The organism is Streptomyces sp. NPDC051567, from assembly GCF_044454165.1.
GTDB lineage: Bacteria > Actinomycetota > Actinomycetes > Streptomycetales > Streptomycetaceae > Streptomyces.
In genome coordinates, this window is sequence record NZ_JBITDK010000022.1 from 62,704 (window position 1) to 77,874 (window position 15,171).

Annotated in this window: 11 protein-coding genes; 6 read left to right on the forward strand and 5 right to left on the reverse strand. The window is 72.9% G+C overall.

What is annotated here, in order from left to right; genetic code table 11:
* Nucleotides 1-80 precede the first annotated feature (80 nt).
* The 3 genes from ACIA5F_RS22705 to ACIA5F_RS22715 form a co-directional block, all read right to left on the reverse strand.
* Entirely contained in the window at nt 81-674 is a 594-nt protein-coding gene (locus ACIA5F_RS22705; protein WP_399355737.1) for a TetR family transcriptional regulator, read from the reverse strand.
* A 21-nt stretch (nt 675-695) separates the two neighbouring features.
* Nucleotides 696-1,748 (reverse strand): aldo/keto reductase, encoded by a 1,053-nt coding sequence (locus tag ACIA5F_RS22710; RefSeq protein ID WP_399355738.1) that lies wholly within the window; start codon nt 1,746-1,748, stop codon nt 696-698.
* Nucleotides 1,749-1,838: 90 nt separating this feature from the next.
* Nucleotides 1,839-3,287, reverse strand: a complete 1,449-nt coding sequence (locus tag ACIA5F_RS22715; protein ID WP_399355740.1) for an MFS transporter — start codon at nt 3,285-3,287, stop codon at nt 1,839-1,841.
* A 64-nt stretch (nt 3,288-3,351) separates the two neighbouring features.
* Here ACIA5F_RS22715 and dusB point away from each other — a divergent pair, with 64 nt between their 5' ends.
* From dusB to ACIA5F_RS22740, 5 genes are all read left to right on the forward strand, one after another.
* Entirely contained in the window at nt 3,352-4,494 is a 1,143-nt protein-coding gene (dusB, locus tag ACIA5F_RS22720; RefSeq protein ID WP_399355741.1) for a tRNA dihydrouridine synthase DusB, read from the forward strand.
* Nucleotides 4,495-4,859: 365 nt separating this feature from the next.
* Nucleotides 4,860-7,568, forward strand: a complete 2,709-nt coding sequence (ppdK, locus tag ACIA5F_RS22725) for a pyruvate, phosphate dikinase (RefSeq protein ID WP_399355743.1) — start codon at nt 4,860-4,862, stop codon at nt 7,566-7,568.
* Nucleotides 7,569-7,943: 375 nt separating this feature from the next.
* Nucleotides 7,944-8,948, forward strand: a complete 1,005-nt coding sequence (locus ACIA5F_RS22730) for an ArsR/SmtB family transcription factor (RefSeq protein WP_399355745.1) — start codon at nt 7,944-7,946, stop codon at nt 8,946-8,948.
* 240 nt (nt 8,949-9,188) lie between these two features.
* On the forward strand, nt 9,189-10,484 hold the full coding sequence (locus ACIA5F_RS22735) for a ferric reductase-like transmembrane domain-containing protein (RefSeq protein ID WP_399355747.1): 1,296 nt from the start codon (nt 9,189-9,191) through the stop codon (nt 10,482-10,484).
* 457 nt (nt 10,485-10,941) lie between these two features.
* Nucleotides 10,942-11,718: a sulfite exporter TauE/SafE family protein gene (locus ACIA5F_RS22740; protein ID WP_399355749.1), complete on the forward strand. Its 777-nt coding sequence runs from the start codon at nt 10,942-10,944 to the stop codon at nt 11,716-11,718.
* A gap of 171 nt (nt 11,719-11,889) precedes the next feature.
* Here the strand turns inward: ACIA5F_RS22740 and ACIA5F_RS22745 are convergent, their stop codons facing one another.
* Nucleotides 11,890-12,420 (reverse strand): hypothetical protein, encoded by a 531-nt coding sequence (locus ACIA5F_RS22745; protein WP_399355751.1) that lies wholly within the window; start codon nt 12,418-12,420, stop codon nt 11,890-11,892.
* Between the two features lie 311 nt (nt 12,421-12,731).
* Here ACIA5F_RS22745 and ACIA5F_RS22750 point away from each other — a divergent pair, with 311 nt between their 5' ends.
* Nucleotides 12,732-13,175, forward strand: coding sequence for a gamma-glutamylcyclotransferase family protein (locus tag ACIA5F_RS22750; protein WP_399355753.1), 444 nt, complete (start codon nt 12,732-12,734; stop codon nt 13,173-13,175).
* An 87-nt stretch (nt 13,176-13,262) separates the two neighbouring features.
* Here the strand turns inward: ACIA5F_RS22750 and dnaG are convergent, their stop codons facing one another.
* A complete protein-coding gene (gene dnaG, locus ACIA5F_RS22755) occupies nt 13,263-15,164 on the reverse strand; it encodes a DNA primase (RefSeq protein WP_399355755.1) in 1,902 nt (633 codons plus the stop codon).
* Nucleotides 15,165-15,171: the final 7 nt, after the last annotated feature.

Sequence of the window (15,171 nt, forward strand, 5' to 3'; positions counted from 1 at the left end):
CCACCGGGCCCGCTGCTCCGCGTACGGTGACCGCGGTGGCACCGCGCCCGGCCGGCGGTCCGGGGCGGCGCCGGCGGCCCTCAGGCGCGCAGCCCCCGGACCACCAGGGCGGTGACCGCCTCGAACTCCGTGATGATCGTGGGCGAGAGCCAGTCGGCGGCGTACTGCGGATCGTGGAAGCGGCCGGTGGCGTCGAAGACCGCTCGGGCGGCGGTCGGCACGTCGGCGGCGGCGAGCGAGCCCGCCGCGACCCCCTCGGCGATGATCCGGGTCAGCTGCGCGATCAGCTCGGCCAGGTGCGCGTCCACCACACCGCTGTTCTCGGAGAGCAGCACGGTGTAGGTGGCGAACAGTTCAGGGTCGTCACCCGCCTTGTGCCGCTTGGCCGCGAACAGCGCCTCCAGCCACGTCTCCAGCTTCGAGGGGGCGGGCTCGGCGGGGGCCGAGGCGATCTCCTCCAGCAGGACGACGCTCCTGGTGAGCCAGCGGTCCGTGACGGCCTCGCGCAGCGCCGCCTTCGACGGGAAGTGCCGGTACACGCTGCCGTGGCTGACGCCCAGGGCCCGTGCCACGTCCACCACGGTCGCCTTGGTGGGGCCGAAGCGGCGCAGCACCTCCTCGGTGGTTTCGAGGATGCGCTCAGGTGTCAGGGGCTCGGCAGCAGCGGGGGGCATGAGTACGACCGTACCGCCAGCTCAGTGCTCGCTGTCGAGGTGGGCCATCTGGGGGGCCGGGTACCGCTCGCCCGCGGCGGCTCCGGCGGGCACGGCCTTCTCGATGGCGGCCAGATCGGCGGCGGTGAGCCGCACCTCCAGGGCGCCCAGGGCCTCGGCGAGCCGGTCCCGGCGGCGGGCGCCCACCAGCGGCACGATGTCCTCGCCGCGCGAGAGCACCCAGGCGATGGCGGTCTGGGCGACGCTCACGCCCTTGCTCTCCGCGATCTCGCGCAGGGCGTCCACCAGATCGAGGTTCCGGTCGAGGTTGTCCCCCTGGAAGCGGGGGCTCGTTCTGCGGAAGTCCCCGGGGTCGAGCGCGCGGTCTCTGGAGAAGTGGCCGCTGATCAGGCCGCGGGAGAGCACCCCGTACGCCGTGATGCCGATGCCGAGCTCGCGGGCGGTCGGCAGGATCTCCTCCTCGATGCCGCGGGAGAGCAGCGAGTACTCGATCTGGAGGTCGGAGATCGGGGCCACGGCGGCTGCCCGGCGCAGGGTGTCCGCGCCCACCTCGGAGAGGCCGATGTGCCGGACGTGCCCGGCCTGGACGGCCTCGGCGATGGCCCCGACCGTCTCCTCGATCGGCACGTCCGGATCGACACGGGCGATCCGGTAGATGTCGATGTGGTCCCGGCCGAGCCGCTGGAGCGAGTAGGCCAGGAAGTTCTTGACGGCCGCCGGCCGGCCGTCGTAGCCGCTGAAGGCGCCCTCGACCGTGCGCAGCGCGCCGAACTTGACGCTGGTCAGCGCCTGCTCGCGGGCCGCGGCGGGCGCGGTGCGCAGGGCTTCGTTGATCAGCAGCTCGTTGTGTCCCATGCCGTAGAAGTCGCCGGTGTCGAGCAGGGTGACCCCGGCCTCCAGGGCGGCGTGGACGGTGGCGAGGGACTCGGCGCGGTCGGCCTCGCCGTACAGGGCGGACATGCCCATGCAGCCGAGGCCGAGCGGGAAGACGGAGGGCCCGGTGGTACCGAGCGAGCGGCGGGTGCCGGTGTCGGTACCGGTAGCGGTACCGGTGGTGTTCTCGTTCGTGGTCATGAAACGAGACTGGCATGACGGGTGACAGATTTCAATATCTGTCACCCGTCAGTGTGAAGGCGGTGGCGCGGGTCCGCCCGGCGCCCGTGCTCAGCGCTTCCGGGAGGCGGGCTGCCGGGCGGGGCCGGGGTGGGCCTCCAGGGTGCGGGCGGTGCGGTCGGCCGTCGCCAGGGCCCAGGGGCCGCTCGTCGCCGCGCCCACCACGAGCACCACCAGGCCGCAGCCCGTGATGACCCACCAGGCCGGCCGGGCCGCCCCGGTGAAGTCGCCGCCGCCCGCCGTGCCGGCCGCCAGCACCGCGCCGATCACGGCGACGCCCAGGGTGCCGCCGGTCTGCCGGCTGGTGGAGGCCACCGCCGCCGCGACACCGGCCTGGGAGCGCGGCATCCCGGAGACCGCCGTGTTGGTGATCGGCGCGTTGACCATGCCGAAGCCGAGCCCGAAGAGCACGTACCCGGTGAACAGCAGCGGGGTCGAGCTCTCCGCCGAGAACGCCGCGAACAGCACTCCGCTCGCCGCCATCGTCACCCCCGCGATCAGCAGGGGCAGGCGCGGCCCCCGGCTGCCGACGAGCCGTCCCGACAGGGGGGCGAAGATGAAGGTCAGGGCCGCCATCGGCAGCATGTAGAGCCCGGCGTGCAGCGCGTCGAGGCCCCGTACGTCCTGGAGGTACAGGGTGTTCAGGAAGAGGAACCCGGAGAGCGCGGCGAAGGCGCTGACCGCGATCACCGTCGCCCCGCTGAAGGGGGCGCTGCGGAAGAACCGCGGGTCGATCAGCGGCTCCGCCCGCCGGGGCTCGTGGACCAGCAGCCCCACCAGCGCGGCGACGGCCAGCCCCGCGCAGCCGAGGATCAGCGGCGAGGTCCAGCCCTTGGACGGGGCCTCGATGATTCCGTACGTCACCGTGGTGAGCAGGGTCATGACCAGCAACTGGCCGACCGGGTCGGCGCGGCGGGGCCGGGCGGCCCGCGACTCCGGGACGTAGCGCAGGGTCAGCGCGAGGGCGGCCAGGCCGATCGGCAGGTTCACCCAGAAGATGGAGCGCCAGCCGACCGAGTCCACCAGCGCTCCGCCGATCAGCGGCCCGGCGGCCATCGAGACGCCCACCACCGCGCCCCAGGCGCCGATGGCGCGGGCGCGTTCCCCCGGGTCGGTGAAGGTGTTGGTGATGATCGACATGGCGACCGGGTTCAGCATCGAGCCGCCCACGGCCTGGATCATCCGGAAGACGATCAGCCACTCCAGGCTCGGCGCCAGTGAGCACAGCAGCGACCCGGCCGTGAAGAGGACCAGGCCCGCGGTGAAGACCTTGCGGCGCCCGATCCGGTCGGCCGTGGAGCCCGCCAGCATCAGGAGCGAGGCCAGGACCAGCGTGTACGCGTCCAGAGTCCACTGGAGTCCGGAGACGGAGGCGTCGAACTCGCGGCGCATCGAGGGGAGGGCCACGTTCAGGACGGTGCTGTCCAGGCTGACGATGAGCAGGCTCATGCAGCAGATCGCCAGGACGAGCAGCCGCCGCCGAGGACTCAGATCGGGCATATTGATGATAGTACGCCTAACTAACGACCTGCGGAGAGGTGGGCGCGTGCGTGACAATGGGGGGATGACCACGCTTCCCCCGCCTCTCGCGATAGGCCCGCACACCGTGCAGCCGCCGGTGGTGCTCGCGCCGATGGCCGGCATCACCAATGCCCCGTTCCGTACCCTCTGCCGTGAGTTCTCGGGCGGCAAGGGGCTGTTCGTGAGCGAGATGATCACGACGCGCGCCCTGGTCGAGCGCAACGAGAAGACCATGCAGATGATCCACTTCGACGCGACGGAGACGCCCCGCTCGATCCAGCTGTACGGGGTCGACCCCGCGACGGTCGGCAAGGCGGTCCGCATGATCGTCGAGGAGGACCGCGCCGACCACATCGACCTCAACTTCGGCTGCCCGGTCCCCAAGGTCACCCGCAAGGGCGGCGGCTCGGCCCTCCCGTACAAGCGGAACCTGCTGCGCGCGATCCTGCGCGAGGCCGTCGCGGGCGCCGGCGACCTGCCGGTGACCATGAAGATGCGCAAGGGCATCGACGACGACCACCTCACCTATCTCGACGCGGGCCGGATCGCCGTCGAGGAGGGGGTCACGGCCATCGCCCTGCACGGGCGCACCGCCGCCCAGCACTACGGCGGCACCGCCGACTGGGAGGCCGTCGCGCGGCTCAAGGAGCACGTGCCGGAGATCCCGGTGCTGGGCAACGGCGACATCTGGTGCGCCGAGGACGCGCTGCGCATGGTCCGCGAGACGGGCTGCGACGGCGTGGTCGTGGGCCGCGGCTGCCTGGGCCGGCCCTGGCTCTTCAACGACCTGGTGGCGGCCTTCGAGGGGCGCCCGGAGGACTTCCACCGGCCCACGCTGCGCGAGGTCGCGGGCACCATGCACCGGCACGCGCAGCTGCTGGGGGAGTGGATCGGCGACGAGACGCGCGGGGTGATCGACTTCCGTAAGCACGTGGCCTGGTACCTCAAGGGCTTCTCGGTCGGTTCCGAGATGCGCAAGAAACTGGCCGTCATCTCGTCACTTTCCGAGCTGGACGCTCATCTGAGCGAGCTGGACCTGGACCAGGCGTGGCCCGAGGGTGCGGACGGCCCGCGCGGGCGCACGTCCGGAAACAACCGGGTTGTCCTGCCGGAGGGCTGGCTGAAGGACCCCTACGACTGTGCGGGTGTGAGCGAGGAAGCCGAACTGGACACGTCCGGGGGCTGACAAACTATGCCGTCGGCGGCGTGACATACGACACCCATGGGTGGGGTCATGCTCACATGAGCGGCGAAAGCGCGGCTAAGACTCTCAAAGGGTGGCACCCAGTGCCACCCTTTGTTCGTTCAACGCATGAATACAGATGTACAGACTGTCGCTCATCCGAGCGCGGTCAGGCTTCGCCGGCCCCCGCATCCTTCGGGAGGTGAAGGCGGTCGATCCACTCCCTCTACCCGCGAGTTACTTTCGATCTCCTGGCGCATGGGTGGTTACAGCCACATGACCGCCAAGTGGACGTACCCATGAGCCTTCGATCTGGGTATGTTCCTCGCCGTCAGGGCAGCCACCGAGTCCTCGAGGAGTCGAGACCCGTGTCGGAAAACAAAGATCAGAAGTTCGTCTACGACTTCACCGAGGGCAATCGCGACCTCAAGGACCTTCTCGGCGGTAAGGGGGCCAACCTCGCCGAGATGACCAATCTGGGCCTGCCGGTCCCTCCCGGCTTCACGATCACCACCGAGGCGTGCAAGGTCTACCTCGGCAGCGGCGAGGCCCCCGCCGCGCTGCGCGACGAGGTCGGCGCCCATCTGGCCGCCCTTGAGGCGAAGGCGGGCAAGAGGCTAGGCCAGGCGGACGACCCGCTCCTGGTCTCCGTACGCTCCGGCGCCAAGTTCTCGATGCCCGGCATGATGGACACCGTCCTCAACATCGGGCTCTCCGACGCCTCGGTCGCCGGTCTCGCCGCCCAGTCCGGTGACGAGCGCTTCGCGTGGGACTCTTACCGCCGCCTCATCCAGATGTTCGGCAAGACCGTGCTCGGCGTCGGGGGCGAGCTCTTCGAGGACGCCCTCGACCAGGCCAAGGCCGCCAAGAAGGTCACCGTCGACACCGACCTCGACGCCGCCGACCTGAGGAAGCTGGTCAAGCAGTTCAAGAAGACCGTGGCGAAGGAGGCCGGCCGCGAGTTCCCGCAGGACGCCCGCGAGCAGATGGACCTCGCCGTCGAAGCGGTCTTCAACTCGTGGAACACCGACCGCGCCAAGCTCTACCGCCGCCAGGAGCGCATCCCCGGCGACCTGGGCACCGCCGTCAACATCTGCTCCATGGTCTTCGGCAACCTCGGCCCCGACTCCGGCACCGGCGTCGCCTTCACCCGCGACCCCGCCAGCGGCCACCAGGGCGTCTACGGCGACTACCTCCAGAACGCCCAGGGCGAGGACGTGGTCGCGGGCATCCGCAACACGGTCCCGCTGGCGGAGCTGGAGTCGATCGACAAGACCTCGTACGACCGGCTGATGACGATCATGCAGACGCTGGAGACCCACTACAAGGACCTCTGCGACATCGAGTTCACCATCGAGCGCGGTCAGCTGTGGATGCTCCAGACCCGCGTCGGCAAGCGCACCGCGGGCGCCGCCTTCCGGATCGCCACCCAGCTCGTCGACCAGGGCCTGATCGACGAGGCCGAGGCCCTCCAGCGGGTCAACGGCGCCCAGCTCGCGCAGCTGATGTTCCCGCGCTTCGACGAGGAGGCCCCCGCCGAGCTGCTCGGCCGCGGCATCGCCGCCTCCCCGGGCGCGGCCGTCGGCAAGGCCGTCTTCGACTCGTACACCGCCGTCAAGTGGTCCCGCTCCGGCGAGAAGGTCATCCTGATCCGCCGTGAGACCAACCCGGACGACCTCGACGGAATGATCGCCTCCGAGGGCATCCTGACCTCGCGCGGCGGCAAGACCTCGCACGCCGCCGTCGTCGCCCGCGGCATGGGCAAGACCTGCGTCTGCGGCGCCGAGGACCTCGACGTCGACACCAAGCGCCGCCGGATGACCGTGGGCGGGAGGGTCGTCGAGGAGGGTGACGTCGTCTCCATCGACGGCTCCAACGGCAAGGTCTACCTCGGCGAGGTGCCCGTCGTGCCCTCCCCGGTCGTCGAGTACTTCGAGGGCCGCATGCACGCCGGCGCCGACGACGCCGACGAACTGGTCGAGGCCGTCCACCGGATCATGGCCTACGCCGACCGGCGCCGCCGGCTGCGCGTGCGCGCCAACGCCGACAACGCCGAGGACGCGCTGCGCGCCCGCCGCTTCGGCGCCCAGGGCATCGGCCTGTGCCGCACCGAGCACATGTTCCTCGGCGAGCGCCGCGAGATGGTCGAGCGGCTGATCCTCGCCGACACCGACACCGAGCGCGAGGAGGCGCTCAGCGTCCTCCTGCCGCTCCAGAAGAAGGACTTCATCGAGCTGTTCGAGGCGATGGACGGGCTGCCCGTCACCGTCCGGCTCCTCGACCCGCCGCTGCACGAGTTCCTGCCCGACATCACCGAACTGTCGGTGCGCGTCGCCCTCGCCGAGGCCCGCGAGGACCACAACGAGAACGACCTGCGCCTGCTCCAGGCCGTGCACAAGCTCCACGAGCAGAACCCGATGCTGGGCCTGCGCGGGGTCCGCCTCGGTCTCGTCATCCCCGGCCTGTTCGCCATGCAGGTACGGGCCATCGCCGAGGCCGCCGCCGCGCGCAAGAACGCCAAGGGCGACCCGCGCCCCGAGATCATGATCCCGCTCGTCGGCACCGTCCAGGAGCTGGAGATCGTCCGTGAGGAGGCCGACCGGGTCGTCGCCGAGGTCGAGGCCGCCACCGGCACCCGCCTCAAGCTGACCATCGGCACCATGATCGAACTGCCGCGCGCCGCCCTGACGGCCGGACAGCTCGCCGAGGCCGCGCAGTTCTTCTCCTTCGGGACGAACGACCTCACCCAGACCGTCTGGGGCTTCTCGCGGGACGACGTGGAGGCGAGCTTCTTCACCGCGTACCTGGAGAAGGGGATCTTCGGGGTCTCGCCGTTCGAGACCATCGACAGGGACGGCGTCGGCGCGCTGGTCCGCAGCGCCGTCCAGGCCGGCCGGGCCACCCGGCCCGACCTCAAGCTCGGCGTCTGCGGCGAGCACGGCGGGGACCCGGAGTCCGTCCACTTCTTCCACGAAGTCGGCCTCGACTACGTCTCCTGCTCGCCCTTCCGGATTCCGGTGGCGCGCCTGGAGGCGGGCCGCGCCGCCGCCGAATCGAAGGGCAGTGACAGCCGTTGACCCCGGCCCCGGTAAGGGGCCCTCACCGCGCCCGCCCCGGCCGCCCGGCCACCGGGGCGGGCGCCCCTTTTGCTGTTCGCCAAATCTTTACGCCAGCAGGCGGTGGACGGATCCCCACCCGTCCACCGCCGCTGTCATTCTGCCGGGCACGTCGGCGCTTCCCGGTGCGACCGACCGCCAGGCCCCGCAAAGCCCCCCACGGCCTTCACGGAGCGTTTCGGTCGCACCGGACTGTGTCCGGCGGAGTACAGGATTTCGCTTGTCACGCCCCTGCCGAAAGGGGTTTCAACTGTGGCCGAAAGGGCGTGGTGACCACGTGTGACGGCATGCATACTCATGGGGCGGGGGGATTGCGGTTGCACATGTGGGGGTTTGGTGCTGCGTATCCATTTCACTGGAGTGGACCTGGCACGCGTACGGATGGCAGGGCGTCCCGATGCGTTGTGGGAAACGATTCTGAGCTTCCACCGCTTAAGGGACCGGCGTGATGTCCGACTGTTCGGCGATTGGCGGACGGAAACCCGGAGCAGGTTGAACAGTGAAACACGTGTGCTCGGCGCGCTCATACCGAGCCGCGGATATTTCCCCGATTTCCTGACCCCGGTGGAGGGCCGGTACGGGTGGGACACGGGTCTCGATGCCCTGCGCGGCATCCGCCCCGAGCGCCTGCGGCGCGAACTCGCCCTGCTGGGCGCGGGCGCCGGGCCGGTGGTCCCGCCCCGGCTCCGGGAACTCATGGAGTGCGGTGTCACCCTGCTGCCGCGCCTGCTGGGCGAGCTGCGCGGCTACCACCGGGTGGCCGTGGAACCGTACTGGACCCACATCCAGGCCCAGATCGAGGCGGAACGGGCCGCCCGGGGCAGGGCCCTGCTGGACGGCGGCGCCGACGAACTGCTGGCCTCGCTCCCGCCGATGCTCCGCTGGCGCGCCCCGGTGCTGGAGTGCGACTACCCGGTGGACCGGGACGTCCGGCTGCGGGGACGCGGGCTGTTGCTCCAGCCGTCCTTCTTCTGCCGCCGCACCGCGGTGACCCTGCAGGACCCGGAGCTGCCACCGGTGCTGGTCTACCCGGCCGCCGCGCAGCTGGCCTCGGCGCCCGGCGGGCGCGACACGGCCCGGCCCGCCGAGGAGGAGCGCCAGCGCACGCTGGGCAAACTCGTCGGGCACACCCGCTCGGTGGTGCTGCGGGCCATCGGCGACGGGGCGACCACGAGCGAGCTGGCCCGCCGGGCGGGGGTCTCACTGGCCTCCGCGAGCCAGCACGCCTGTGTGATGCGCGAAGCGGGGCTGGTCACCACCTTGCGCCACGGCAACGCCGTCCTGCACACGGTGACCCCGCTGGGGGCCGCCCTGCTCAAGGGCGGCGCGGTGGCCTCGTGAGACCTCCGGGCCCCACGGGGTGGGTACCGCGGGACTTCCTGCCCCGGAGAGTCCGGAGAGTCCCTGGGGAGTCCCTGGGGAGGGACCCGGCGGTCCTCCGGGTCCGGACCCCGGTCCGGGGTACCCGCCGCACGGGGCGGCGTCCCAGGTCACAGCCCCGGGTTAAGGGCCGGTGAGGCCATCCTCAACTCCGGCTTAAGCGCCGCCGGAGCCGTCGGTGCGGCCCTTAGCGTGATCCGTATGCGAGATGCGGCGGTGCGGGTCAGGTGCGGGATGCTGGGCGGCGCGGTGGCGGTCGTCCTGCTGTGGGCGGTGCAGGTGCGCCCCTCCGCCCGGCCCGACGCGCTCTTCGCCACCGCCGCCCACCTGACCGGCCTGCTCGCCGGGTACGGGGTGCTGGTGGTGCTGTTCCTGATGGCCCGGGTGCCCGCCGTCGAACACGGGGTCGGCGCCGACCGCCTCGCCCGCTGGCACGCGCTGGGCGGGCGCCACGTCCTGCTCCTCTGCCTCGCCCACGGCCTCCTCGCGGTCCTCGGGTACGCCGTCCACGAAGGGGTCGACGTCCTGGCCGCCGTCCGGGAGCTGCTCGGGTACCCCGCGCTCGCCGCCGCCGTGGCCGGCACGGCCTTGCTGGCCGCCGTCGGGGCCACCTCCGTACGGGCGGTACGCCGCCGGGTCCCGCACGAAACCTGGCGCGGGATACACCTGCTGGTCTACCTCGCCGCCGCCCTGGCCTTCGGCCACCAGCTCGCCGGCCCCGATCTCGCCGCGGCCGCCTGGTTCTGGACGCTCGCCCACACCGTGGTCGCCGTCCTGCTGCTCTGGTACCGCGCGGTGGTCCCCGTACGGCAGGCCCTGCGGCACGCGCTGCGGGTCACCGAGGTCCGGGCCGAGGGGCCCGGGGTGGTCTCCGTCGTGATCTCCGGGGAGCACCTCGCGGAGCTGCGCGCGGAGCCGGGCCAGTTCCTGCGCTGGCGGTTCCTGCAACGGAGGCTGTGGCACACGGCCCTGCCGTTCTCCCTCTCCGCGCCGGTCCGCGGGGACACCCTGCGGATCACCGTCAAGGCGCTGGGCGGCCACTCCCGCCGGATTCGCCGGCTCCGCCCCGGCACCCGGGTCGTCGCCACCGGCCCGTTCGGGGCCCTCACCGCGGCCCGGCGGACCCGGCCCAAGGTGCTGCTGATCGCCGGCGGGGTCGGGATCACCCCGCTGCGGGCCCTGTTCGAGACCCTGCCCGGCGCCCCCGGGGACCTCACCCTGCTCTACCGGGCCGGGGCCGAGGAACACCTGGTCCTGCGCCGCGAGCTGGAGGCGATCGCCGCCGAGCGGCGGGCCGCGCTGCACTACCTCCTCGGCCCGTCCGGCGCCGCGTACGATCCGCTCGCCCCGCAGGCGCTGGCCGCGCTGGTGCCGGACCTGGCCGAGCACGACGTGTACCTGTGCGGGCCGCCGGGGATGGCCGGGGCGACCCGGGCGGCGCTGCTCCGGGCCGGGGTACCGGCCGGACGTATCCATTCCGAATGCTTCAGCCTCTGAGCGCACCCCCGCCCCCTCTGCCTCCCTTAGCCCCTCCTGCCCCTCTGCCCCTCGATGTCCCCGCCCCCTCGCTCCCCTTCCCCGAGAGGCCACCGCGCCATGAGCTGTCCGCCGCACCCGGCCCCGCCCGCCCCCGCCCTGCCCGTCCCCGTCCCCGTCCCGGGGGGCCCTGCGGTGCCGGCGGTCGGGCCCGCCCGCGCCGCCCGGCACCGCAGGCCCCGTCGGCCCCCCGCGCTGCGGACCGGGGCGGCCGTCCTGGCCTCCGTACCGCCCGCGCGGCGGCTGGCGGCCGGGCTGGGGCTGGCCAGTGCGGTGGCGGCGAGCGTGCTCACGGCGGTCGTGGACCCGGCGGCTCCGGTGGCCCCGGACCGGGTGCCGCCCCGGCAAAGCTCAACGTTTGCGCAAGTTTCCGGAGACTGATGGCTGCTACAGCCATACGCTCCATAAGGTCAGGGCCGTGCCTGAGATATCGACAACCACGATCATCGTGCTCTGCGTGGCCGCCGCGGCGGCCGGCTGGATCGACGCGGTGGTGGGCGGCGGCGGCCTGCTGCTCCTGCCCGCCCTGCTGCTCGGCCTGCCGAACACCCCTGCGGGCACCGTCCTCGGCACCAACAAGGCGGTGGCCATCGTCGGCACCGCCGGCGCGGCCGTGACCTACCTCCGCAAGACCCCGGTGGACGTGAGGCTCGCCGTCCGGATCGGGCTGGCCGCCCTCGCCGGTTCGATGGGCGGGGCCGCGCTCGCCGGCGGGATCAGCAAGGACGCCCTCCGCCCGATGATCATGGTGGTGCTCGTCGTCGTCGGCGCCTTCGTCCTCTTCCGGCCCGCCTTCGGCACCGCCCCGGGCGCCTCGCCCGTCAGCCGTGGGCGGGTGCTGCTGGCCATCGGCCTCGCCGGTCTGGGCATCGGCTTCTACGACGGCCTGATCGGTCCCGGCACCGGCACCTTCCTGGTCCTCGCCCTCACCGCGCTGCTCCATCTCGACCTGGTCACCGCGTCCGCGACCGCCAAGATCATCAACACCTGCACCAACGCCGGGGCGCTCGCGATGTTCGCCCACCAGGGCATGGTGCTGTGGCAGCTGGCCGCGCTGATGGCCCTGTTCAACCTGGCCGGAGCCATGACCGGGGCCCGTATGGCGCTCAAGAAGGGCAGCGGCTTCGTCCGCGGGGTGCTGCTGACGGTGGTGGCCGCGCTGGTGGTCAAACTCGGCTTCGAACAGTGGGGCTGAGCCCCTCCGACGCACCCCGGTGAGGTCCGTGAAGGGCCCCGGCACCCGGTGCGGGCGCGCGGCCGGGTGGGTGACCGTCGCCCGGCCCCGAGAACGGGGGGGACCTTCGCGGGGCCGGGCGGCGGGTGACGGTACCGGTCGGACCACGGCCGTAGCCGTGGTGGGCGTCCGTCAGTTCCGCGTGCCGCTCGCCCGGCGACGCAGGAACCAGGTACCGCCGACGGCGGTCGCGGCCAGCAGGGCCGCTCCCGCCGCGATCTTGGCGGGGTCGGCGCCGGTGGCCGTCCCCCCGACCGCCCCGGCCCGTACGGGCCCCTGCGGGCCGTGTGCGGTGACGACCAGGTCGCCCGTGGCGAACGTGCCGTCCGCGCAGGTCGCGCCGATGCCGTAGGTGCCGGGGTGGACGTGGGGGGCGATCCGGAACCGCCCCGCGACCGCCTCCCCGTGGTCCCCGGGGACCAGCGTGAACCGGCCGCCGCCGACCGTGCTGGCATCGCCCTCGGCACGGCCGCCGCGACCGCAGGCCGCGGTGTTCACCGTGACGGTGGCGCCCGGCCCGGCGGACCTCGGCGCCACCTCCAGGGGGGAGAAGTCACCGGGCGCGAGGCCCGCCGCGGCGGCGACCGCGCCGACGACCGGGCCGGTGAACACGGCGGCGGTCAGCACGGCGGCGGTGAGCACGTGGGCGGTGCGTCGGCGCATGCGGGATCTCCTGAGGACACGGGGTCGTGCCCCCGAGCTAACCCGGACTGCCACGGGCCCGCATGTCGGCGAGGCGCCGGTGCCGCGCGCCGCAGCCCCGTACGGGGACCGTCCTCGCAGGTCGGAGCCGTTCCCCGGCCGGGCGGGGAACGGCTCCGTCCGGGTGACCCGCCGGCTCCCGCCCGCTGTGGGGCGGTGGGGCGGCGGTACGTACGGTGGGGTGGTGCGGGCTTCCCGCACGCTCCGGCCCGGCCCGCGCACCACCGCGCACCGGGGCGTCCGCTCCGCTCCGATCCGCCCGAGGAGGACCCGTGACACCGGTAGGCCGGACACCGGAACCGCCCGCCCCGCTGCCCTTCTTCGTCTACGGGACCCTGCGGCCCGGCGAGGTCAACCACCGGCTCTTCCTGCGCGGCCGTACGGTCGCCGAGGAACCGGCCCGCCTCCCGGACGCGGCGCTCTACGACGGCCCCGGATACCCGTACGCGGTCCCCCGCGCGGGCTCCGCCGTCGTCGGGGAACTGATCGCCCCGGAGCCCGGCGCGTACGGGGAACTGCTGGCCGCGCTGGACGAGCTGGAGGAGTACGAGGGGCCGGGGCGCCCCGGGAACCTCTACGACCGGACCGTCCGCGAGGTCCTGCGCCCCGACGGCACCCCGGTCCGGGCCTGGGTCTACCTGGCCTCTCCGCTCCTGGCCCGTGACCTGGAGGAGTCGGGCACCGCGATACCGGGCGGCGACTGGTTCGGGCGGTAGGCCGACCGGCCCCGCGCGGCGGACCCGTCCGGGCCGCCGTGCCGGGAGCCCCGGTGGCGCCTCCGGGGCAAGATCCGAAAGGGACGGCTACAGGCCCTCGGCACCGCGGTTGCGCAGGCTCCGCCCGTACTGCTGGAGGACCCACAGCTCCTCCTGGACCGCGGCCAGCTGCTCCGGCGGGGCCTGCTGCCCCAGCCGGGACAGGGTGCCCTGGATCTCGTGGACCCGGCGGTCGACCGCCCGCAGACGGACCTGGACCAGCTGGCCCCCGGCGTAGATCTCGTCCACCGTCTTCGTGTGGACGGCCTCGACCGCCAGCTCCGTGACGAGCGCGCGGACGGTGTCGTTCGGCGCGGCCTCGCGGACCCGGGCCAGGTAGTCCTCGGTGCCGAGCGAGGTGCCGCCCGCGTCCTGGACCGCCTGGCGCACGGCGGCGTAGGGCGGCGCGGTGAACTCGTCCGCCCCGTACGCGTCGAAGGCCGGGGAGACCAGGCCCGGGTGCTGGAGGGCCAGCTTCAGCAGCTCGCGCTCGGTGCGGTGCGCCGGGCTGCGCAGGTTCAGGGCCGGGCCGCCCGCGGGCTGGGCGGAGGGCGCGGGCGCCGTCTCGTAGGACCGGTTGGAGCCCCGGCCCTGCTGCGGCTGGCCGCCGCGCTCACGCGCCCACCGGGCGAGCTGCGCGACCCGCTTGACCACGAACTGCTCGTCCCGGATGCCGAGCATCCCGGCCAGCTGGACCGCGGACTCGTGCTGGATCGCGATGTTCTTGATGTGGGCGACGACCGGGGCCGCCTCGTCCAGCGCCGCCGCCCGGCCCGCCGGGTTCTCCAGGTTGTGCCGGGCCACGAGGTGGCGCAGCGCGAACTCGAAGAGCGGCGTGCGGGACTCCACCAGCCCGGCGACCGCCGCGTCGCCCTGCGCGAGCCGCAGGTCGCACGGGTCCATGCCGCCCGGGGTGATCGCGATCGAGGTCTCCGCGGCGAACTTCTGGTCGTCCTCGAAGGCCCGCAGCGCCGCCTTCTGGCCCGCCGCGTCACCGTCGAAGGTGAAGATCACCTCGGCCGTGGCGTTGTCCATGAGCAGCCGTCGGAGGATCTTGATGTGGTCGCCGCCGAAGGCCGTGCCACAGGTCGCGATCGCGGTGGTGACCCCCGCGACGTGGCAGGCCATCACGTCCGTGTAGCCCTCGACCACCACGGCCCGCGAGGTCTTCGCGATCTCCTTCTTCGCCAGGTCGATGCCGTACAGCACCTGGGACTTCTTGTAGATCGAGGTCTCGGGGGTGTTCAGGTACTTCGGCCCGTTGTCGTCGTCCCGCAGCTTGCGCGCGCCGAAGCCGACGACCTCGCCCGTGATGTCCCGGATCGGCCACATGAGCCGGCCGCGGAAGCGGTCGATGGGCTTGCCGCTGCGGCTGTCCTGGGCCAGCCCGGAGAGGATCAGCTCCTTGTCGGTGAACCCCTTGCCGCGCAGGAAACGCGTCAGGTGGTCCCACCCGGCCGGGCTGTACCCCACGCTGAAGTGGGCGGCGGCGGCCTGGTCGAAGCCGCGCTCGGCCAGGAACGTGCGGCCGATCTCCGCCTCGGGGCTGTCCAGCTGCTCGACGTAGAACAGGGCGGCGGCCTTGTGCGCCTCGACCAGCCGGATGCGCTCGCCGCGCCCGCTGGTGCCGGCGGTGTAGCCGCCCTCCTCGTACCGCAGGGTGATGCCGGCCTGGCCGGCCAGCCGCTCGACCGCCTCCGAGAAGGAGAGGTGGTCGATCTTCATGATGAAGTCGAGGGTGTCCCCGCCCGCCTGGCAGCCGAAGCAGTGGTAGAGGCCCTTGCTGGGGCTGACCTGGAAGGACGGGGACTTCTCGTCGTGGAAGGGGCAGAGGCCCTTGAGGTTGCCGCCGCCCGCGCTGCGCAACTGGAGGTAGTCGGAGACCACGGCGTCGATCGGGACCGCGTCCCGTACCGCCTTCACGTCGTCGTCGTTGATCCGTCCTGCCACGCGTGAA

Coding starts and splice junctions, on each gene's coding strand:
- ACIA5F_RS22705 (WP_399355737.1), bottom strand. CDS start 674: ATGCCCCCCGCTGCTGCCGAGCCCCTGACACCTGAGCGCATCCTCGAA.
- ACIA5F_RS22710 (WP_399355738.1), bottom strand. CDS start 1,748: ATGACCACGAACGAGAACACCACCGGTACCGCTACCGGTACCGACACC.
- ACIA5F_RS22715 (WP_399355740.1), bottom strand. CDS start 3,287: ATGCCCGATCTGAGTCCTCGGCGGCGGCTGCTCGTCCTGGCGATCTGC.
- dusB (WP_399355741.1), top strand. CDS start 3,352: ATGACCACGCTTCCCCCGCCTCTCGCGATAGGCCCGCACACCGTGCAG.
- ACIA5F_RS22735 (WP_399355747.1), top strand. CDS start 9,189: ATGCGAGATGCGGCGGTGCGGGTCAGGTGCGGGATGCTGGGCGGCGCG.
- ACIA5F_RS22745 (WP_399355751.1), bottom strand. CDS start 12,420: ATGCGCCGACGCACCGCCCACGTGCTCACCGCCGCCGTGCTGACCGCC.